Origin of the sequence: uncultured Treponema sp., assembly GCF_946187725.1 — a bacterium.
Taxonomy (GTDB): Bacteria; Spirochaetota; Spirochaetia; order Treponematales; family Treponemataceae; genus Treponema_D.
In genome coordinates this window covers 1-21487 of the sequence record NZ_CAMHSK010000045.1, presented here as the reverse complement: position 1 = coordinate 21487, position 21487 = coordinate 1, and the positions used below count along the sequence as shown (strand labels likewise).

Annotated in this window: 13 protein-coding genes, 1 tRNA gene and 1 pseudogene; 8 read left to right on the top strand and 7 right to left on the bottom strand. The window is 41.8% G+C overall.

Annotated features, from left to right (window positions below; all coding sequences use genetic code 11):
- Both Q0Q74_RS12455 and Q0Q74_RS12450 read left to right on the top strand, forming a co-directional pair.
- Positions 1-340, top strand: a pseudogene (locus Q0Q74_RS12455) (hypothetical protein); the annotation flags it as partial.
- 17 nt (positions 341-357) lie between these two features.
- Positions 358-579 carry a hypothetical protein gene (locus tag Q0Q74_RS12450; RefSeq protein WP_294431320.1) on the top strand — a complete coding sequence of 74 codons (222 nt, stop codon included), beginning with the start codon at positions 358-360 and terminating at the stop codon, positions 577-579.
- Between the two features lie 317 nt (positions 580-896).
- On the opposite strand, the gene Q0Q74_RS12445 is transcribed toward Q0Q74_RS12450, so the two are convergent.
- Together Q0Q74_RS12445 and Q0Q74_RS12440 are read right to left on the bottom strand one after the other, a co-directional pair.
- Positions 897-4370 (bottom strand): chitobiase/beta-hexosaminidase C-terminal domain-containing protein, encoded by a 3474-nt coding sequence (locus Q0Q74_RS12445; RefSeq protein ID WP_294431319.1) that lies wholly within the window; start codon positions 4368-4370, stop codon positions 897-899.
- A gap of 23 nt (positions 4371-4393) precedes the next feature.
- The gene (locus Q0Q74_RS12440; protein WP_294431317.1) at positions 4394-4561 is read right to left on the bottom strand and encodes a hypothetical protein; all 168 of its coding nucleotides are present in this window, start codon (positions 4559-4561) and stop codon (positions 4394-4396) included.
- 353 nt (positions 4562-4914) lie between these two features.
- Between Q0Q74_RS12440 and Q0Q74_RS12435 the strand changes: the two genes are divergently transcribed.
- From Q0Q74_RS12435 to Q0Q74_RS12415, 5 genes are all read left to right on the top strand, one after another.
- The gene (locus tag Q0Q74_RS12435; RefSeq protein WP_294431316.1) at positions 4915-7059 is read left to right on the top strand and encodes a DNA/RNA non-specific endonuclease; all 2145 of its coding nucleotides are present in this window, start codon (positions 4915-4917) and stop codon (positions 7057-7059) included.
- Between the two features lie 144 nt (positions 7060-7203).
- Complete coding sequence (locus tag Q0Q74_RS12430) at positions 7204-10059, top strand: clostripain-related cysteine peptidase (RefSeq protein WP_294431314.1); 2856 nt, start codon at positions 7204-7206, stop codon at positions 10057-10059.
- A gap of 107 nt (positions 10060-10166) precedes the next feature.
- Positions 10167-10565, top strand: coding sequence for a hypothetical protein (locus Q0Q74_RS12425; RefSeq protein ID WP_294431313.1), 399 nt, complete (start codon positions 10167-10169; stop codon positions 10563-10565).
- Positions 10566-10640: 75 nt separating this feature from the next.
- Positions 10641-12524 (top strand): glutamine-hydrolyzing GMP synthase, encoded by a 1884-nt coding sequence (gene guaA, locus Q0Q74_RS12420; protein WP_294431311.1) that lies wholly within the window; start codon positions 10641-10643, stop codon positions 12522-12524.
- An 83-nt stretch (positions 12525-12607) separates the two neighbouring features.
- Complete coding sequence (locus Q0Q74_RS12415; RefSeq protein WP_294431310.1) at positions 12608-13417, top strand: hypothetical protein; 810 nt, start codon at positions 12608-12610, stop codon at positions 13415-13417.
- A gap of 55 nt (positions 13418-13472) precedes the next feature.
- Here the strand turns inward: Q0Q74_RS12415 and Q0Q74_RS12410 are convergent, their stop codons facing one another.
- The 4 genes from Q0Q74_RS12410 to Q0Q74_RS12395 all read right to left on the bottom strand — a co-directional run bounded on the left by Q0Q74_RS12410 (position 13473) and on the right by Q0Q74_RS12395 (position 20438).
- The gene (locus tag Q0Q74_RS12410) at positions 13473-14858 is read right to left on the bottom strand and encodes an insulinase family protein (RefSeq protein ID WP_294431309.1); all 1386 of its coding nucleotides are present in this window, start codon (positions 14856-14858) and stop codon (positions 13473-13475) included.
- A gap of 45 nt (positions 14859-14903) precedes the next feature.
- On the bottom strand, positions 14904-16454 hold the full coding sequence (locus tag Q0Q74_RS12405; RefSeq protein ID WP_294431308.1) for a pitrilysin family protein: 1551 nt from the start codon (positions 16452-16454) through the stop codon (positions 14904-14906).
- Positions 16455-16545: 91 nt separating this feature from the next.
- On the bottom strand, positions 16546-18216 hold the full coding sequence (gene leuA / locus Q0Q74_RS12400; protein WP_294431305.1) for a 2-isopropylmalate synthase: 1671 nt from the start codon (positions 18214-18216) through the stop codon (positions 16546-16548).
- Positions 18217-18266: 50 nt separating this feature from the next.
- Positions 18267-20438 carry a DUF4954 family protein gene (locus Q0Q74_RS12395; RefSeq protein ID WP_294431304.1) on the bottom strand — a complete coding sequence of 724 codons (2172 nt, stop codon included), beginning with the start codon at positions 20436-20438 and terminating at the stop codon, positions 18267-18269.
- 108 nt (positions 20439-20546) lie between these two features.
- Between Q0Q74_RS12395 and Q0Q74_RS12390 the strand changes: the two genes are divergently transcribed.
- Positions 20547-21416, top strand: coding sequence for a DNA recombination protein RmuC (locus Q0Q74_RS12390; protein ID WP_294431302.1), 870 nt, complete (start codon positions 20547-20549; stop codon positions 21414-21416).
- On the opposite strand, the gene Q0Q74_RS12385 is transcribed toward Q0Q74_RS12390, so the two are convergent.
- Positions 21414-21487: transfer RNA gene (locus Q0Q74_RS12385), tRNA-Arg, on the bottom strand. The genes Q0Q74_RS12390 and Q0Q74_RS12385 overlap by 3 nt on opposite strands.

Below are 21487 nucleotides of genomic sequence, written 5' to 3'. Positions count from 1 at the left end.
GTATGCTAGAATAGGAAAGCAAAACGGAGAGAAGAATCCCCCGAAATACGCGCTCGACATGTGCAAACACGGCAATCTTCTCACCGAGTATTTCAACAATCTGAGCAAGGAGGAACAATCCATGATTTTCGGTGAATGGGACCAAGAGAAGTTCATACAGGTGCAGAAACAGATTGCCTACGAAGATGGAGAAGAAGATGCGAGAATCGCAAATGCGAAAAATTTGATTCACATGAATCTTGGTTCTCCAGAGCAAATATCTCAGGCAGTTTCTCTCCCCCTTGAACAAGTGCTTGCGCTCAAAGAAGAGATTGAGAAATCAAGTACAATTTTAATCTGAGCAGGGAGGAACAGTCCATGATTTTCGGCGAATGGGACCAGGAAAAATTCATACAGGTACAAAAGCAGATTGCCGCAGAAGATGCAACCGAAGCCAACAAAATCGCAAATGCGAAGAATTTTCTGCGTATGAATCTTGGTTCACCAGAGCAAATTGCACAAGGTACAAATCTTTCCCTTGAACAGGTGCTTGCACTTAAGGAGGAAGTGGCGCATGAGGGCGTTGGGGTAACGAAATAGCTCAAAATCTGGGTGGCAATTTTTGGGGTGGGATTGACGGATACGATTTGACTCATCAGTATATGCTTCATTTTTGCCATAAATAGCCAAAGTACGGGCGGCAGCGGTGGAACTACACCATGTTTGTTTGACGGCATGGGGGCTGAAGGCTGGATGCGATGCCGGGTGAAAAAAAACACCGCACTGCGGGATGCAATGCGGTGGGTGGGTGCACGGGATGTGCACCGGGGGGATTAACTATGCAGGATTGTTCTGTGTAGTTAACCGAATAAAAACTTTATTATCTGTGGAACTCAGCACCTTTGAATTCAATAAATTTATTCTTCGTAATACCCATAAACTTCAATCTTAGTAATTTGAGTATTATGAGTCGATGTAACTTTAAGAATATACTCCGTTCCTGCCCCCTGAGAGCTGTCCGCAATTTCATAGGTATTCGAACTTGTAGCTCCAGTCGTCTCTGTACTAACTGCAGTTTCTCCAACATAGAAATTCTGCTTTACATTTCCAGAAGCTTTTGAGTTACCAGTTACAACAATTTTTGTAGTTCTCCAGGTAAATGCTGGAAGTTTAAGATAGGCACCTTGCTTGCCAAGCATTAAATATGAAGTATTTGAATAAAATCCTTCTCCTGAAGAACCCGCTAATTTTATAGTATAAGTTTCGTCAGCATTAGTATAAGTTCCTTCAGCTACAGTTTTAGACGTCGGAATTTTCCAAGTTGTATTTGGCGAAGTAAAATCAAATGTCGCTCTTACTTTTTCAGTTGTATCCAAAACAAAAGCAGCAAATAATTCTAAATCTTCGGTTATTGATGTATCAAAATCGAATTCAGTTCCTGTAGCTGACGCTTTACACCAAATTACAGCATTTTTTTCTGGAACTTCAATATCAATATCTGCCGGAACTGTTACTTTTTCTCCTTCAAACACAGTCTGTGAAGCAACTACTGTAGTTCCGTTATAAAACTTTACTGTATAAGTAGTGGTGAATGTAGCATATAATGTTATATCATCTGTGATTTCAGAATCAAAGTCGAATTCATCTGTATATCCTTCATCTGTATACCATTTTGCAGCCTTGCCATCTTTTGTGCAGTCTGGTTTAGTCGCTTTTTCACCATCATATACAGTCTGAGCATCTACAGAAATGCCAGCATCACCTGTAACAAATGTGACCGTATGAGTTGGAAGTGGAGTCCAATGAGCATATAATGTTGTATCAGCAGTGATATTAAGCTTTTTGTCGGTATCGGCATTTACCAAATCCCCACCATCTGCACTTGTAAACCAACCAGCAAAATCACATCCAGTTTTTTTAGGCACAGGAAGTGTACTTGCATTATATGGATAATTGGTTCCAGACTTCACAAGGGCATATGCAGGCTCTACATCTCCGCCACACGGATCAAATGTAACGGTGTATTTTACTTTGAAGTTCGCTTTCTCAGTACCATCACTTTCATTGCCTAGTGCATCTACAGTCCATATCGAAAAATCAAACATACCTGTCGAGGTATCTACATCAAGTTCTGCAGTTTGTTTGCCAGCCTGTACGATGAGTTCAGTTGCATCTTCACTGTCCTTTGGAACATAATAGATTACAATATGGTCAAGCGAACTTCCTTGATTTTCGCTACTAGGATCCTTCCAAGTAAGTATAACCTTTCCAGTTTCCTTATTATATTGAGCATCAATTTCAGAGACCTCATCCAATGGCTCAAAGTCAAAGCAATTTATCTCAATTTCTGCTGATTCTCGGCGACCAACGCTGTCAAGTGCAGCTACAGTGTATTTTCCATTTTCTGGAAGTGGATCAGTTTCATTAACAACAAGAGAGAATGTCCACTTAGTGCTATCAGTTGTATCCTTAACTGCGGCTACAGCACTTGTATCAGCAAGCAAGACTTTCGGGTCTTTGTCTGTGAACGAACCTTTCTTATAAACAACTTTTTCAACAGGGAATTGGCTTGTAATAGCTGCCGTTACTACAACAGTTTTATTTGTCGGTGTTTCTGGTGCACTCAGTACAATCTCCATCGGCTCAGCGGTCGTTGGGGTGACTGTGCTTGCCACCGGCGTTCCCTTCACTGCAACGCCTGCGCTCTTGTTTCCGCTCAAGTCAACTGATTTTACGGTGAAGGTGTATTCGGTGCCGTTTGTGAGGCCGCTTACGATACATCCGCCAGCATCTGCGGCTACAATCATGCATTTTTTGTCGAGCTTTGTGAATGCACGAATCAATTTGTTAATTGGAGTTTCGCCAGAGTAGCTTACTTCATAGCCGAAAATGTCTTCGTCTGTTGCATTTGTCCATTCAAGAACAACTGCGCCGTCTTTTGCTTCGGCTTTCAATTCTGTTACATTTGCCGGTGCCGTTGTGTCCGGGGTTTCGGTTGGTGTAACTTCTACTTCTTTTTCAGTAACAGAAAGAATTGCTACTGAAACAGGGCTGTTTTCGATTCCTTCTTTGACGGCGATTGCCTTGTATGTTGTGATTCCAGTTGTTGTTGGAACATCAAGTGCTTCTGAATAAAGCGTGCTGCTTGCAGTCGGTGTGCTCAAATCTGAGGTGTAGTAGATTTTTGCACCTTCTGTTGCAGAAGAAAGTTCAAGTTTGTTTTCAGAATTAATCTTAAATGTAACCGCAGCTGCGTATGTTTTATATAAATAAGACGCATTTGTTGAATTGATTACGATATTTGCAACAGAAACAGGACTATTTTCAACTTTTTCATCAGCTGAAATTGCAATTGCTTTGATTGTTGTAAGTTCATTGGTAGTAGGGATTTTAATTGCCTGTACATACTTTTTACTATGATTTGAAGGTTCAGTGCCATCATCCGTGTAGTAGATTGTCGCACCTTCAGTTGCACATGCCATTTTTACAGAAACGCTCTTGTCGTCATTTACAACTGGAGCAAATGTGACGGCAGCTGCATAATTTTTATTCTGATATACAGTTTCTGTTTTTGTTTCAGTTTTAATCACTGTTACTGTTTCTTTTGAAACCACTGCGATTGAAACCGGGCTTGGCTCGATTCCTTCGGCGCTTGCGAATGCTTTTACTGTGAGTGTGGCAGCTTTTACATTTTCATCAGTTGTAGCTTCTGGAGCCGGAATAGCGATTGGGCTTTCATAAAGAGTGCTCGTTGTGTCTGAACCAATGGTATAGTAGATTTTTGCGCCTTCTGTTGCTGTTGAAAGTACGAGGGTTTTTGCATCATCTGTACCGCCTATTGAAAAAGTGACTGCTTCTGCATATTTTTTGGCGATTTCGTTTTTTGAAATTGAGATTCTTGCGACAGAAACCGGGCTGTTTTCAACATTTGAATCAGCTGGAATTGCGATTGCCTTAATCGTTGTTGTTTCTTCGATTTTAACGGCAGCACCGGCATATTTTTTGCTCTGGTTTGTAGGAGCGGCACCATCATCTGTATAGAAGATTTCTGCTCCTGCTGTTTCAGTTGCCATTGTTACAGAAACGCTTCCGTCTTCATTTACACTTGTGCCGAAAGTGACGGCAGAAGCATATTCTTTATCCTTGTAGACTGTCTCTGTCTGGGCAGGTTCAGTTGTTGTGCTTGTGATTGTCTTTTCTTTGATTGAAATAATCGCATAAGAAACAGGGCTGATTTCAAGCTGCTCTTTGACAGCGATTGCTTTGATTGTGGTGAGTTCTTTGCTTGCATCGATTGATACAGCAGTTCCGGCATATTCTGTGCTTGAAGTTGTTGGTTCTGTGCCGTCGGTTGTGTAATAGATTTTTGCTCCTTCTGTCTCAGAAGCCATCGTTAAATCCACTATACTTTCATCTACCCCCCCCATTCAGCTGTGAAGGTAACTGATTTTGTAAAAACAAGGTCCGCACTCCTCTTTGCGTCCTTGTCGTCCACTGAGTCCTCTGTTTCTGCATTGCATGAAACAAAGCCCAATCCAATTGCTGCCGCAGCAAGAACGGCAAGCCACTTTAGCTTTTTCATTAAGCATCCTCCTTTTTTAAAAACAAAAAACCCGCAATAAAGACAATTATTCTGTACTGCGGACATAAATACCTGTTTAAGAAATTTTAAAGATAAATTTAACAATATAATAGAAGAAAATAGAACAATTCCGGGTGAGACGATTAGATGTTGTCATATTTTTAAATGGTTCTTTTTTTCTATTACGATTCATTATTACGATATTCTACACCACTATGACAAAAGTGCAAGGAAAAAAATAACAAAATTTTAAAAATTTTTATTGCTATATCGGAGATGCGTGTTAGAATAGGGAAAATTGCCACTAAAAACAGGCAAAGTCAGATTTTATAATGTATGTCACAGGAGGCTCTATGAAGCGCAGTGTTTCAAGACTTGTCAAGTCAGTTTTATTATGTACGATTTTAGGATGTTACTCTTTATCATGCACTGTCGATGATAGCACCACAGAAACAACAACGCAGACCGGCAAGCAGGACGATGGAAAACAGAACGAAGGCAAACAAGATGAAAACGGCAACGGTCAGCAGAGCGGTGACAACGGAAATGGAAACGGCGGCCAGCAACAGCAAGGCGGTGACGAAGGCGGCAATGGCGGTCAGCAGCAAGGCGGTGGCGATAGCGGCAACGGCGGTCAGCAGCAGCAGGAAGAAGCAAAAGAAGTTGTCGTTAGCATTGCGTTGAATGAAAATAATGATTTTACGAAATTGTTTTCGACTTCATCTAGCAGCTGCAAAGTGACAGAAATTGCTGATGAATATGGAACGACAATAAATTTAGGCTCATGCTACTATAAAGCCGGAAGTCATGTCGCGATTTACAGTTCAAAAAATCCTAAAAAAATGACTGTAACTCCTGCGGCAGACAAAACAATCTCAAAAATCGAATTTGAATGGGTTTCAGATCATGCAGGTGTATTGAATTGTCTGAATGTTGCAGGCGATTTAATGCAAGTAACTGATTCATGGGAAGGTGAAGCAACTGCTGATTCTCCATTGACGCTTAATATCGGAACAAGCGGTTATCTCACAAAAATCACCCTCACCTACGGCACAGGTTACAGAAGTGGCGAAACTGGCGACAACGGCGGTCAGCAGCAGCAGGGCGGAGATGAGAATCTTGGGGAAGAGACGGTTGATGTAATTTCTGCCAGTGATTCTTCTGTAAGTCTCGTGACTGAAGTATACGGACAAAATAATGATAAATATCAGCTTGTTTCAGCATCAAAAGGAATCACAACACTTTCATTTGTTTTGAACAGCGGCAGCAAAGCTAATCAGACCAACGGAACTTACCGTTTCTATGCAGGAACTGACTTGAAAATCGTTCCACCTGCTGACAAAACTCTTGTAAAAGTAGAATTTACATTCAGCGGTTCAACTTACAATGGTTCGACTAATTTGAATGTCGGTCCGTTAAATCCAAATCGCGGCGAATATAATGCAGATGATTATGTTTGGACAGGTTTTGCTACAAAAGATGCACCACTTATCTTCTCTCCAGAAGCTGTAGTTTGGCTTTCAGAAGTAAAAGTCACTTACAAAGCAGGTGTCGCAACTCCATCTAGTGAAATTCCGCCATTCGAGCCGGCACAAATCACTGATTTCCTTGCAGGAAGCAAAGGCGCATACCGCGTAACTTACACAGGCAAAGGATTTACAACAGAAATCGACGCAAACGGGCTTCATACAACATCACTTGACGAAAACCACGAGCTTCTCTTCGGAAATCCGACTGGTGCAAAAACTGACCGCACTAACTACCTTCTCAAAGAAGAAATCGGAAATTACACAATTTCTTACAATGATTTCACTCACAATCCGAACTGGGTTGCATGGCATCTCGCAAAAGCTGATTTGTGGAACGGTGACAAAACTATCAAGCGACAGGATGACTTCAGGGCAAACGAAAAATTGCCACAATCCTTCTACAAAGTAACAAACAACGACTACAGCGGAAGCGGATTTGACCAGGGGCACATGCTCAACTCTTACGACAGACTTTCTTCAAATGCAATTAACAGCGAAACCTTCTACATGACGAACATGGTTCCTCAGTCTGGAACTTGTAACCGTGGAACATGGAAAGGTCTTGAGGACTGGGAGCAGAAGCAGGCTGAGGCAGGAAAAGAGCTTTATATCGTCTGCGGTCCTTATGGACAGGGCGGGGACACTCAGAAAAACGGCGTTGCAAAACTCTTTAAGGCTGACTACATCGATTCAAAAACAGACTCTAATGTTCATATTGTTGTTCCTCGCTATGTATGGAAGATTTTGCTCATTCTTGACGAAGGAACAAGTGATTTAAGCCGCGTGGATGCAAGCACAGAAGTAATCGCAATCATGCTGCCTAACTCAACCTGTGTAAAAGGCACTTCATGGACTGACTATGTTTGCTCGGTTAATTACATCGAAGAGCTCACGGGCTACGACTTCTTTGCAAATCTTGATGATTCAATCGAAGACGCACTCGAAGCAAAGGTTTATTCAAGTAAATAGCTTTTTGGGGCAAGTTTCAAAGATTCACACGGATTTTTGAGCTTGCCCCTTTGATTTTATAAAAATTTTGTTATTTTTTTTCTTGCAAGATAAAAATTCGGTGGTAGAATTAAATCTTCAAAAGTCTATTTAAAAGGAGTAGTTATGAAAAAAATCAGACGCATTGCGGCAGCGCTGCTTATTGCCGCTTTAAGCACTAGTTTTTTTGCCTGTAATACAGACGACGATGACAGCGTAGATTCAAGCAACCCGGTTACAGAAAAAAAAGATGATGAAAACAATCAAAATGGTGGAAATCAGCAAGGCCAGAATCAGGGCCAGCAAGGACAGCAGGGCGAGAACGGCCAGCAGCAGGGTCAGGGAGATGATAAACCAAGTACAAATCTCGTAAACATTAGTTTCGCAGAAGTTTCCGACTTGCTTACAAATATTGGAGATTTGAACTTAGAGTGGATAAAAGGCACCGGAAAAACTAAACCTGCATATAATGATAAAGATAAAGAAGCTCGACTTTATATGTCAAATCAGTTGAAATTATCTTCTGAAAAGGAAATCAGCAAAGTAGTATTTACATTCGCAGGCAAGAATGTTGGACACAATTTTGCAAGTGATGTAGGAGATTATGAATTAGAGGAATCTGTCGGAACATGGACTGGAAAAGCAAATAGTGTAACATTTACAAACAATGCTGATTCTAAGAACAATGTTCAGGCACGAATCAAATCTATCGTAGTCACATACACAGGCGTTGAGGCTTCAACAGGAACAGCTTCTTCAGGTGGCGATGGTCCGGCTCCAGAAGCTCCAACCGAAATCGGCGAAATTCCAGCAGGCTGCAACATCTTTGTTATTGATTACAGCAAGGCAAAAAAAGACGATGACCTTGAAACTGATTTGGAAACTTGTTCTATTGAATATTCTGACAAATGTAAAATTGTCCAGAAAGAATTTCATGTCAATAAAGGCGGCTATTTCACCCTTTCTTCTGAGTATGACATTCAGAAACTCTTCATTGTAACAAAAGGCAAAGCAACAGGTAAATTTACAAGCGATGTTGGCACTTGCGAAAGCAATTTGTGGACAGGAAACGCAAAATCAATCACATTCACAAACACAGATTATTCCGCAACAGTCGTAAGCATCGTACTTGCCTATACTGGTGAAGCAAAAACCGTAAACGGCACAGTTAGCTCAGGCAATCAGGGTGGAGATGATCCAGATAATCCTTCAAATCCGGCAACAGAACCAGAAAGCAAAGAAGAATCAACTGCTCCATCACCAGATGCACCTGTTACAAGCGACTGGCTTTTCATCTACTACTATGACGCAGACAACAACCTGAACGACGAGCTTTACCGTAACATGCGTGAAGCAGAATATTCACTCAAAGCACTCCGAAACGAAGACGGCACTCCAAAAGCTGGATGCCCAAGCGTAAACATGCTCATGCTTTGGGACGGTGCTTGTGAAGAAGAAATTCAGGATAGCGGACTTACCTACTTCCATGACAAGGCTGCCCTCTATGAACTTGGTGCAGGAACAGACCTTGAATTTACTGTTTTCAGTGCCGAGGAATGGGGAAAAGACAATCCTTATCCAAATCAGTTCAATATTGGCTATGTCTATGACACAAGCACAACAAAGGCTCAGCGTGATGCGGGCAAAGATTTTGGCGACAAATACAAAGTTTCTGCAAATACAAAAGAATTTACAAAACAGGCTTCTTCATGGCTTGCAGAAGAACCTGACATGTCAGATCCTGCAACACTTACAAACTATTTGAAGTGGGTCAATGCACGCTATAAGGCAGAAAATGTTGTGCTCTGTTTCAGTGATCATGGAGCCGGAACAGGAAAAGAAGTCTACAACGACAGCACAAAAAAATCAGCCGCTGCAGACGGTCGTGCAAAGAGAACCTTGTGTTTCGACGACACATCTACAAATGAAGACAGAGCGATTACCTGCAAAAACATCAAAGACGCATTGAATGCTTCTGGTTACACAGGTTCAAACAAACCGAAGATGTTGTGGATGGATGTCTGCTTGCAGTCAACTGTAGAAATTGCAAGTTTGCTCGCTGACACAGCAGATTATCTTCTTGCATCACCGAACATCAGTGTAAGTCATAACTACGCATATGCATTGCCAGCCTTGAAGACAAGTTCAACTGCCGCAGACCTCGGAAAAATGCTTGTAAGCGAATACTATCATTACTACGAGACAACACCGTATGATGCTGATTCAGACACAGTTTCTGCAAGCGGTGCTTCAATGTTCACAATGTCATTGCTTTCACTCAACGGTTCAAAGCTCAGCAGCTTGCGCTCACAGATTGATTCACTGGCAGACGCTTTGCTTGCTATTAAAAACAGTGACGAAGATTTGTTTGCAAAGATTTATACAGACTGCATTGAACAGCAGATTGATGATTATACAGAATGTGTAAAACACGCTTTGGCTTACGTCGGAAGCTATGCAATCCTTACAGATATTGGTAGCATGACCAAAGTTCTTGAGGCAGCATACCCGGACAAGTTCGGCACTTATGCAAGCAAGATTCAGAACACACTCGATGACATCATTGTTGCGGCTTACGGCTCAAAACGAGGTACTTCTTACACTGGTTCATTCGGCGGCTTCGGAGATTATGATGACGACGACATTGACTTGAGCGATCCTAGCATCTGGGATGATGATGACGATGGTGAAGACTATGAAGGCGGAGAAGAAGCTGCATGGGAAACAATAACCGATAAGCAAATGTACTACAAAGGTGGCATTGATTACCTTACAAACAGAAGCGTTCCTGTTGAATGGTCAGAACCATTCTACGGACTGACGATTGTAACTCAGTCTGTTTTGGAAATCGATACTACTTTGGAAATCGATACTACTATACTTTCAAGCTACAATGACCAGACAGGATATTCTTCTAAGTGGGGAGATGTTATCGAAGCCTGGTTCAAAACAACTTACAACGAATCAGATTATGATGAATAATCTGTTTTAATTCACGAGGCAGTTTCAAAAATCGTAACGATGTATGAAACTGCCTTTTTTTATAATATAAACCTAAAAATCAAAACCAAAGGAGCAATTAAAATCATATGAAAAAATTACTTTTTTTAGGCATTTCCCTCTCGACCTTATTGCTTTCATGCGCATCTCAAAAAATCGCAAATCAGCCGGCCAAACAGCTCGTCCAACAAAATGATGCACAGGAAGAAATCATGGAAGAATCAGAAGAAACAAATCAGTCGCCACTAATCGGCAAAAAAGACAGCGTAACGGGAATCCTCAAAAAGACCGAATCAGGCTACACAATCGTCAAACAGCCAAAATCAAAGAACCGAAAGACTTATGTTCTTGTCGCATCAGAAAATCAACAAGAAGTGTTTGATTCGCTCGCAGACTTGGTAGAGCAGAAAGTCAGCGTTTCGGGCACAATCGTTGATGCTAAAAATCTCTGGCATATCACCCTTTCTGTAACTAAAATTGAAAAATAACACCGGCAAGGCAAAATCGGTAGTTTATTTTTGTTTTTTTCTATATAATATCTGCCATAATTTTCTGGAGATGATATGGCTCGTTCTAAAATAGTAGTATTGGATTTTGGATCACAGTATGCACATCTTATCGCAAAAAGATTCCGTGCATTAGGTTTTTATTCAGAAATTGCACTTCCGAGCGCTGATTTAAGCGTATTCGAAAATGCAAAAGGTATCGTCTTTTCGGGCGGTCCTTCTTCCGTTTATGACGAAAATGTTCCTGAATTCAACGAAAAGATTTTAGAGCTTGACCTTCCGATTCTTGGCTTGTGCTACGGTCATCAGCTCATGGCAAAATCTTACGGCGGTTCAGTCGGCAAGGCTGAGGTCGGTGAATTCGGTTTTGCACAGCTGGCTCTCAATGATTCAGGCAAAGCTTCACCTCTTTTCAAAGGAGTTTCACCAGTCACACAGGTCTGGATGAGTCATCAAGATGGCGTTTTGTCTTTGGGCGAAGGATTTGAAGTCATCGGAACCACAAAAGACTGCCCTTTTGCAGCCGTTCAAAATCTTTCCAAAAAGCGATTCAGCCTTCAATGTCATTGTGAAGTAAAAGACACTCCCGAAGGAAACAAGATTTTCCAGAACTTTGCCGAAATCTGCGGCATGGAAGTAAACTGGGATGAAGACACTGTATTAAATCATATTCTTCAGACAATTAAGTCAGACGCAAAAGATAAAAATGTCCTGCTCTTTTTGAGCGGTGGTGTTGATTCAACAGTCGCATTTGCACTTTTGAACAAGGCACTTGGTCAGGAACGCGTTCTGGGGCTTCACATCGATAACGGTTTCATGCGCAAGAATGAATCAAAATCCGTCGCCGATGCATACCACAAATTCGGTTTCAACAATTTCATCGTCGAAGATGCAAGCGAGAGCTTCCTTAATGCCGTCAAAGGCTTGACCGACCCGCAGAAAAAGCGAATGGCAGTTGGCGAAAACTTCATCACAGTGCGTGATTCTGTCGTAGCCGCACAAAAGCTCAATGAAGACGACTGGATGCTTGCTCAGGGCACTCTCTATCCAGACATCATCGAGTCGGGCGGAACCAAAAATTCACACACAATCAAAACACATCACAACCGCGTTGACGGAATTCAAAAACTCATCGCAAAGGGCCTTATCATAGAGCCGCTCAAAGATTTGTACAAAGATGAAGTGCGCGCAATCGGCAAAAAACTTGGCCTCGATGACCAGCTCGTAATGCGCCATCCATTCCCGGGACCGGGGCTTTCAATCAATGTTCTGTGTTCAAACGGAATTCTTAGCGATGAAGACAAAAAAGAGCTTGAAGCGGCACAGAAAGAGCTTGAATCAATCAAAATCGCGCATTTCTGCGAGCACTGTCAGGCAACAATGCAAAAGCTCGTTCTGCCTGTCAAATCAGTTGGTGTTCAGGGCGATTTCCGTACATACCGCTTCCCGGCAGTCCTTAAATTCAAAAAGGACGAGAGCAACGGTTTCTGTCACTTCCCTAAGCACTGGAAGAAAATCGAAGATGAATCAAGCAATATCACGAATTCAGCCAAACTTATCAACCGCTGCGTAATCGCTTTGTGGCAGAATCCCAAAATTTCTGACAGCGACATGAAGTTGCAGGAAGGCTACTGCGACCGCCGTCGCCTCGATCAGCTTCGTGAAGTTGACGATATTGTTCTTAAAAACCTTCATGAAAGCGGATGGTACAACAAGATTTTCCAGCACCTTACGATTGACCTGCCTTACGCTTCAAGCAGCGAGCGGGCAAGTTTCGTTCTGCGTCCGGTCTGCTCAGAAGATGTCATGACAGCCCGCTTTGCACAGCTTGACCGTGACCTGCTGAATAAAATCGTTGCAGAAATTGCAAAACTCGACTTCGTGGATGCAATTTACTTCGACGCAACAAACAAACCGCCGGCAACTTTCGGCTGGGAGTAATTCAAAAAAAAGATTATTTGATTTTTTTTATGGATTATATTGAAGATTTGTGTTAGAATAAGATAATAATAATAGGAGTTTTTATGGCAGAGGACAAATCTGTTTTTGGACGAAAAGTTTTTTTTATAACACCAAACATTACTTTTGAACAACAGGTTATTGAACGCCTTCGCCTTATGGAATATGAAGTTTATGCTATCGATGATTATCGCAAGGCAAAACCGCTTCTCCGCAAAAATGCTAACTCTATCTGCTTCTGCCTTATCGAATCACAGCTTACACTCAAAGGATGGCATAATTTTATAAAGTCATTTGAAGATGAAAGTGTTTTTTCACCTTTGGACATGGGCGTTATCATTCATACCCTCACCGATGAAAAACATGCAAGTTTCGTTTCTGGTCTTCAGCTTGATGCAGGTATCATTCGTCAAGATCAAAATCAGGAATTAATGTTCCACGAAATCGTAAAAGCTCTTGATGAAAAAGAAGCAAAAGGTCTTCGAAAATATGTCCGTGCGAACTGTATCAACGAAGCACAGGCTGACTTGCTCTGGCTCAAAAACAACCGCATGTGCAAGCTCAAGATTATCGATATTTCATCAGTAGGTATTGCGGCAAAACTTTCAACAGGGCAAGCCGCATCAGTTGCAATCAATCAGGTAATCGATGGTGCTACAATCAACCTTAGAACAATGCAAATTGTCGTTGATATCAAAATCACTGCAATCAAAACTGCCGGTGACTTCCTGCTTGTCGTAATCATGTTCAATGCGTCAACAAACCCAGAATCAATCAATAAAATCCGGGCTTACATCGCAGAAAATCTTCAGGAAGAAATGCAGGCACAGCTCAAATACAAAGATCTTGACCGAACAGACTACGAATTAATCTAAAATCCATGTAAATTTATAAAGGGGGCTTAACTCAGCCCCCTTTTTTTTGTCTCAACTAAAAATCATATTGCTGGAGATTATTTTCGCCGTCCACGATAATCCACTGGGCGGCATTTTCTTTTGCAACAGGCTCGAAGTATTTTTTATAAGCCGCTACAATCTGCTGCATATCGACTGCCCGAACAGCATCAGCGCGTTGCAGATAAGCACTTTCTGAATCAAAATACTCCAGGCTCGAAATCACACTTGAAGCAAGCCCGGCCGCCGTCTGTGAAGAATTGAAAATCGTTGAAATATAGCGGTTCTTGTACTGGTCAAGTTTTTTGTAGAATACATTCGCGTCAAACGAAAGAATCGCATCAGAAATCAACTGCTTGAGATGCTCCTTTCCGCTGACCCTGTATGCTGAAATCACTGCAAGCAATTCCTTTCCGCCCATGATTCCTGTATTGATTGAGTAAACCGCACCAGCCTTCTCGCGAACCTGAGAGAAATACAAGTCATCAAGATACATTGAAACTAGAGCAAAAGGAATGTAATCATCCGCTGTCTTACTAGGACATTCAAACAGCCCGGCAACATAGCCCGTGTCTCCAGCCTGTTCGTTTGCAAGTTTGACAACTTTGCCAGACGGAACGGAAATCTTTGGAATCTTTGGAAGAGAAAAAGCCTTTCGTGGCAGACTGCCGAAATAGCCTTCAAGTTCTTTAGTAAAGTTTTCGATTAAATCATTGCTGAAATTACCGACAACAACGATTTTAATTCTTAAAGCGTTCAAAAGACTCTGCTGAAGACCTTTGACCAGAGTGAGGTTTATGTTTGGATAAGAATCTTCGGTGATGGAAGAACCTGTTTCGTAAGGATGATCTGCAAAAGCAGCTTTTGAAATTGCAAGCCCAAGTGCCCCTGAAGGATCCGACTTATTTCTTGCGATAAATTCTGCCGCTTCCGTCATTTTCTGAGAAAAATCACTTTCGCTCATTGAAGGATTAAGAATGCAGTCAGAGAAAATGCTCAAAACTTCAGCCATATCACGCTGAATGCAAGTAAAGCCTGCGACGGCATAATCTTTGCCAGAAGATGAATAGAGAGAGAAACTCTTTTCGTATTCAAGCTGCTGGATATTTGAATAAGGATATTTATCAGAACCTCTGAGTGCCAGATCCAAAGTCAAACCTTCAAGGCCAGAAACGCTCTTGTCGATTGAGCTTGTGCCGCCCTCAAAAATGACCCTCATGACAACAATTTTGCTTCCACGATTCTGCTTGAAAATGACCGGAATTCCGTTAGAAAGTTCCTTGCGCGTAAAATCTTCGACAGTACCATGACTGGCTTCTTCAATGCCCGCTGTAGACCCGCAGGAAATCAGGAAAAACGAGGCAAAAATACAAAGCGCGCAAAGTGAATAAACAAGCCCTTTATACAGTTTTCGTGATTTCATATCTATATTTCCATTGATTTTTAAATGCATTTTTTGCTCCTATTCTTATTTTGAGTTGTCAACTGGAATGTAAGATTTGTGCCAGAAAGCATTTTCGGCCGTGATTTCTTCGTATCCGTATTCATAAAAAGCTTTTTTATACTTTTCCCAGATTCCAGGACTTACCGAAACCAAAAGCGTACCGTTCTTGTTCTGAATGTATTTCTGAATAAAAGAAACTACATCGTCTTCTTTGACACCGGCAATATTTTTATCGTAAGAAAAGAAATAATCCGAGCCGCAGGTAGACCAGAAGAAAGAAAGTGATGAAAGAATCGATTTTGCACTTTCAAGCTCATAAATTCTTGAATCTTCAAGCTGCTGAATTACACGGGCAACTCCCATGTCTGCGAAAAATTTGTCTTTATCGAGCATGGCAGGAATAGCGCGCTTTTTTAATACAGAAAGGAATTTTTCTGATTTTTCGACTGGATTCAGATTTTCGGTCTTAACAACAGCAAAATCACCGAAACTGTGGTTTGACTCAACTGCTTCAGGCTCAGAAGATTCATTATTAAGCATTGCGGCATAGAATCCAATCAAACCGCTGATTCTTCGGGTTGGATATGAGGTTCCGACATAATCACTTTCAGGAATGCAAAGGGCACTTTCTGAGACAAAAGTTTTTGCAAAGATTCCTTTTGGATTATTTGAAATGCTGTTCCAAACATCGGCAGAATAAGTGTCAGCAGCATCAGTTTCACCGTCCGGACCGCGAAGATAATATCCAATCTGAATCATTGAATCGGAATTAGCAGAATTGACAAAAACCAGTTTTTTATCAGCGGACAGCGGGAACTTTCCTTCTGGAGATTCAAAGGCTGTTTCTTCCGCAGGATTTTCCCAATCAGAGTAGATGTCTTTTACATAGCCATAAACTTCATCATGATTGACATTTCCGCCAACAAAAATCGCAGAATTCTTTGGAATATAATACTTTTTTTGAATCTGACGAAGCGTTTCAACGCTTGCATTCTGAATTACCTCAGGACTTCCGCTCACATCAACCCGCCACGGACTTGCAGGGAACATCGTTCGCAAAAGGGCAGCCGAGCGGATATGTGCAGGATTTGTAAAATCAGCATTGATTTCGGCAAGAACGACAGATTTTTCATTTTCAAGTTCCTGCTCGTCAAGTTTGGGAGTGCGCACGGCATAAGACCAGAATTCCAAGCCCTCACGCACTAAATTTGAAGGAATCGTGAAAAAATAATTTACGCGGTCAGTGCCAGTAGAACCGTTCTGGTCAATCTGGCCCATCTCATTCGCACCTTCCGTAAAAGCATCCTGATTTTCATAACGATCATTGCCTTTAAACATCATGTGCTCATACAAGTGAAAAAGGCCCGCATTTTCAGGAGTTTGCGTAACGGCACCGGCCCGAACGGCAATTTCGATATACACGAGAGGCACAGAATCATTTTCAGCAACAAACAGTTCCAGACCGTTATTTAATTTGTATCTGTAAAGACCGGGAAAATTTGTAGACTGGGCAAAAGCAAAAGTTGTTAAAGAAAAAGCAAGTAAAAAGAGAGATTTTTTTAATTTAAAAAACATGAGAGAAATTATATCACATTTCAAAAATAAAGCCACCAATAATTTTAAAAAATTACCAGTGGCTCATTTTATTTAATCAATAAAGAAGTGCTTACTGATTCAAGGCACTGACTACAGCCCCGATACCAGCCTTGCCGACATTGCTTGATTTTCCGACACCCCATTTCTGAGTTCCATCTTCTTTTGTAATCTGAACATAAGCAACAGCGTAAGTATCACTACCCTGACCAACGGAATGTTCATGGAATGCAGTGATGTTGAACTTAGGAACAGGTGTAGAAGCAAGGGCCGCAACAAACGAATCGAGAGGACCGTTACCCTTTCCGCCGATTGAGTGCTTTTCGCCATTCCAGCTGATTACACCACGGCATGCAACATGTTCTTTTTCATCGGCACTTTCGACCTGAGTTGAAGCCAAATCAAGCACTGAAAGCGGAGTCTTTTTGTTAATCCACTGATCTTCAAAGAATTTGAGGATTTCATCACCCTGAAGCTCACGCTGAGCCTCGTCGCTCTTTGCCTTGATGAGCTCTCCGATTGCTCCCTGCATGGCCTTTGGAATTGAATATCCGTAATTATGTTCCAGAATGAAGCTTGCACCGCCCTTTCCGCTCTGTGAGTTGATTCGGATGATTCCTTCATATTTACGGCCAATGTCATGCGGATCGATGAGAAGATACGGAACATCCCAGACAGAATCTTCCGGCATTTTTGCACGGGCAGCAAAGCCTTTTGCAATTGCATCCTGATGACCGCCAGAAAGTGCTGTATAAGCAAGACCGCCGGCATAAGGAGAGCGTGGATTGATTTCCATCTTAGTGTATTCCTGGTATGAATCCGCGATGTCAGGAAGATTTGAAAAATCAAGCTGCGGATCAACACCTTCAGAGAACATATTAAGCGCGACAGTTACGATGTCCAGGTTACCGGTTCGTTCACCGTTTCCAAAGAGACAGCCTTCAACACGGTCAGCACCAGCCAAGAGACCGAGCTCGCACGAAGCAACACCAGTTCCGCGATCATTGTGACAGTGCGTTGAAATAATCACTGAATCTCTGTGAGAAATCTTTGATGCAAAATACTCAATTGAATCAGCATAGATATTCGGTGTGTAACATTCTACTGTTGTAGGAAGATTGAAGATGATTTTTCGGTCTTTTGACCAGCCCCACTCGTTACCAACAGCCTCACAGATTTCGATTGCGTAATCAATTTCTGTCATTGAGAAGCTTTCCGGGGAATATTCAAGCCGAATACGATTGCGTTCATCTTCGCTCAAATCCTTCATGCAGTCTTTTATGCATTTTACGCCGTCAGTAGCGATTTTAATGATTTCTTCCTTTGACTTGCCGAAAGTGTATTTTCGTTGAGCTGGAGAAGTTGAGTTATATATGTGGAAGATAACGCTCGGAGCACCTTTAATGCACTCCATTGTGCGTCGGACAAGCTTTTCACGAGCCTGACAGAGAACCTGAATAGTGACATCATCAGGAATTCGCTTTTCATCTATGAGACGACGGATAAAGTCATATTCTGTATCACTTGCTGACGGAAAGCCGATTTCGATTTCCTTGAAACCCAATTTCACTAGAAGCTCGAAGAATGCAAGTTTTGTTTCGATTCCCATTGGATCAATGAGAGCCTGATTTCCGTCACGAAGGTCTACCGAACACCAGATTGGCGCTTTTTCAATTCTTTTGTTTGGCCACATTCTGCTCTGAATCGGGATAGACGGAAACGCTTTGTACTTTGATGCGTTCATGTTTCGCTCCTATCTTTTAAGAATACCTTAATATCTCTTTTTAAGGCATTTTAGTCAATAGGATTCAATTTTTCGAAAACCTTGCCGATTTTTTCCTTCAAATCTTTTGTAAATTCCTGCATCTCAAGAATGAATTCATTGTCCGCAATTCCGCCAAGAACGGCATTCATCTCACGGGCGTTATCGTAATTCTGCATACGATAAGGATCTTCAAAATCCTTCATGCGCGAAATCAAAACAGCATCAAACATACTTTGATTTGCAAACAGTGCATCTTCAATGATTTCTGAATAAATCTGCTTTGTGAAGTCAATAAACGAGCGAGAATAAAGATTTTCGAGCAGACTGAGGGCATATGCGACCTTATAATCTTCATATTGATTCTGGCACGAATCGTAGAATTCATGCACTTTATCCCATGAATCAATTGTGCCGTGCTTGATTTTCTCAAAAAGTTCGAAGAGGCACTTTTCTGGGATAATCTGACCGCCGACATTCACCCATGAAGAATAAAGCGGCATCTGCGAGATTTTGACTAAATCGTCTTTCGTGAGGCTTTCACTGCCATTTCGCACACAATATTCACAAAGAGTGCGTACGGCAAAGAATTTTACGATTCTGCGGTAAGCTTTGTATGCTTTTACCGGCTTGATAATAACCGCACCGTATTTTTTCTGAGGTTCCTTGTATGGCAAAGTGAACACTGCATCCTGATTTTCGTGAAGGAAGTTTTTGGCCACATTGTAGAGTTCATCTGGAGTCTTTGCGGCAATAGCCTTTTTATTTTTGGAATCCAGAAGATATTCACCTGTAAGCTCAATCAATTTTCTGAGCGCAGCTTCGACTTCCTGAATCGTGTCCGGAGCAATCGGGTCAGTTTCAATGTGCTGAACCTTGACCTTTCGCTTGTCGCGTTTTTCAAATTTCGACTTATTTCGTGCGACGGCATACATATTGTACATGAACCAGTATGCCGGAATGATTGTAATCGGCTGGTGAGAACCGTTACTTGCAACAAGTGAGAACGGGAATGTAATGTTAAGCTCGTACTGATAGGTTCCTTTTGCGATGAGCGTAAAACTTGCGAATTTTGAGTTATGCTTGAAATCTGAGCAAAGGCCAGGCCAGAAACCACGCCCGGCAAACATTTCTCCATCAGCAGCACGCGAATTGTGGTTCGAACCAATTGTAGCACCGGATGCAATATTGCTCTGACCACCGACCATCGACGCAATAAGGAACGATGAATTGTGATGCTGTTCGTGGAACGGGAAAATTAGGTTATTGAGGATTTCACAGCATGAAACCGTTGAATTATCACCAAGAATTGAATTGAGGAGCCTTGCACCGTATTTCAACTGACAGTTTCGCCCGATTACGAATCGAACCGCAACCGCCTGATAGAATACACGCGAGCCGAAGCCCAAAATACCGTTGACCAGTTCAACACCTTCACCAATCTGGCTAGGCTCTTCTTCTGAAGAAAGAACCGTGATATTTTTGAGCTTAAAGGCACCCTTGATGTAGGTGCAGTTACCAATCTTTGCATCTTTGAGCAAAGTCGTATTTTTGATTACAACATCATCACCTGTGATGCCGTAAGTGTTAAGCGTTTTGGGCACCTGCTTTTCGGTCATGGAAACAAAATGCTGCTGCAAATCGATGTCATCGCGATATTTTGCCCAGATGTAAGCATCAGCAGGAATCATATTTTCAAATGCAAGAACCGCCCTGCCGTCATTTTCGTTGCCGACACCAATCCATATACGGTTTGATTCCGGCTCCCCTTCTTTAAGCGTGCCGTTACCGAATTTTGAATGATTGGTCGTGCTCATTTCATCGATGTTGAAAAGAATGTTACGGTTTCCGATTTTGTAATTTGAAAGATAATGAACATTCCTTACGACACATTCATCACCGATTACGACATTTTCAAAGTAAGAATCATAAAGACCGGCTTCAAGTGCAAGATCGTGGTATTTTAAAGTGCAGGCAGAAAGTCTTCCGATAACAAGGAAGCCAAAAATCTCACAGCCAGAGACAAGAGAACAGTCGAATTCGTTTTCATCAACCCAGACATTCTTCCATGAAGAATCAGAATTTTTGTTATGAGTGCTTAAAACTTCAATTTCACTTTTTGTAAGCTGTCTTTTACCCTCAAGGAAAGCCGAATAGAACTGCGGCAAACGAGTCGAGTTCTTAACTTTGCTAACTGAAACCATAAACTTAATTATAACGCACTGTTACAGAAAAAGCCATATTAAAAATCAGCGGTCAAATCAGCCTGTATGTCGGGTAGAAAAAAATTAGCACTGTGATATACTTAATGAATGAATATTCCAGTCTCATACCTCATAATTGCGGCCCTAGGTTTTGCAACACTAATTCTTTTAATCCTTCTGATTCATTCAATGCTTTCCCGCTCTTCTTCCGGCCTTGCTCAAATCCAGCAGAAACTCGGCTCACTCGAAAACTCAGCCCTTCAAATGCAGAAAATCGCTCAGGAAGTAACCAATCTCAATAATCTTCTGCACGCCCCCAAACTCCGTGGAAATTTCGGCGAATATCTTCTATATAATCTGCTCAAAGACACGCTCCCTTCGAAAAATTACGCAAGCCAGTTTCAGTTTTCTGACGGCGCGACAGTTGATGCGATAATCAGGCTTGGGAAAAACATAATCCCTGTAGATTCAAAATTCCCGCTCGAAAGCTTTGAACGCTATATTTCATCAGAAGATTCAGAAACAAAGAAAAAAGCAAAGCAGGATTTTACACACTCGGTCAAAGCAAGAATCGATGAAATCTCAAAAAAATATATCCGCCCGCAGGAAAACACCTTCGATTTTGCACTCATGTACATCCCATCCGAAAGCGTCTATTACGAAATCCTTTCAAATGACAGCAAAAAGCAATACGAATTGTTTGACTATGCCATGAAGAACCGCGTGATTCCTGTCTCGCCAAACACATTCTACGCATATCTTATGGCAATCGTTTACGGCTTAAAAGGAATGAAGATTGATGAACAGGCAGAGATTATAATCAAAAAACTTTCAGGGATTCAAAAAGACTTTGAAATGTTTACAGAAGAAATGGCCACGCTGGGCAAACACCTTTCAAACGCCGCCGCAAAATTCAATGAAGCAAACGAAAAGGCAAAAAAAATTGGCGGCCAAATCGAAGATCTGACCGCCAGATGACCCCAATGCGATTCGAACGCACGACCTTTCGCTTAGGAGGCGAATGCTCTATCCAGCTGAGCTACGGGATC

Excerpts from the sequence above, each read along its gene's own strand:
- Q0Q74_RS12450 (WP_294431320.1), top strand. The coding sequence starts at position 358 with ATGATTTTCGGCGAATGGGACCAGGAAAAATTCATACAGGTACAAAAG.
- Q0Q74_RS12445 (WP_294431319.1), bottom strand. The coding sequence starts at position 4,370 with ATGGCTTCTGAGACAGAAGGAGCAAAAATCTATTACACAACCGACGGC.
- Q0Q74_RS12440 (WP_294431317.1), bottom strand. The coding sequence starts at position 4,561 with ATGAAAAAGCTAAAGTGGCTTGCCGTTCTTGCTGCGGCAGCAATTGGA.
- Q0Q74_RS12435 (WP_294431316.1), top strand. The coding sequence starts at position 4,915 with ATGAAGCGCAGTGTTTCAAGACTTGTCAAGTCAGTTTTATTATGTACG.
- Q0Q74_RS12430 (WP_294431314.1), top strand. The coding sequence starts at position 7,204 with ATGAAAAAAATCAGACGCATTGCGGCAGCGCTGCTTATTGCCGCTTTA.
- Q0Q74_RS12425 (WP_294431313.1), top strand. The coding sequence starts at position 10,167 with ATGAAAAAATTACTTTTTTTAGGCATTTCCCTCTCGACCTTATTGCTT.
- guaA (WP_294431311.1), top strand. The coding sequence starts at position 10,641 with ATGGCTCGTTCTAAAATAGTAGTATTGGATTTTGGATCACAGTATGCA.
- Q0Q74_RS12415 (WP_294431310.1), top strand. The coding sequence starts at position 12,608 with ATGGCAGAGGACAAATCTGTTTTTGGACGAAAAGTTTTTTTTATAACA.
- Q0Q74_RS12410 (WP_294431309.1), bottom strand. The coding sequence starts at position 14,858 with ATGAAATCACGAAAACTGTATAAAGGGCTTGTTTATTCACTTTGCGCG.
- Q0Q74_RS12405 (WP_294431308.1), bottom strand. The coding sequence starts at position 16,454 with ATGTTTTTTAAATTAAAAAAATCTCTCTTTTTACTTGCTTTTTCTTTA.
- leuA (WP_294431305.1), bottom strand. The coding sequence starts at position 18,216 with ATGAACGCATCAAAGTACAAAGCGTTTCCGTCTATCCCGATTCAGAGC.
- Q0Q74_RS12395 (WP_294431304.1), bottom strand. The coding sequence starts at position 20,438 with ATGGTTTCAGTTAGCAAAGTTAAGAACTCGACTCGTTTGCCGCAGTTC.
- Q0Q74_RS12390 (WP_294431302.1), top strand. The coding sequence starts at position 20,547 with ATGAATATTCCAGTCTCATACCTCATAATTGCGGCCCTAGGTTTTGCA.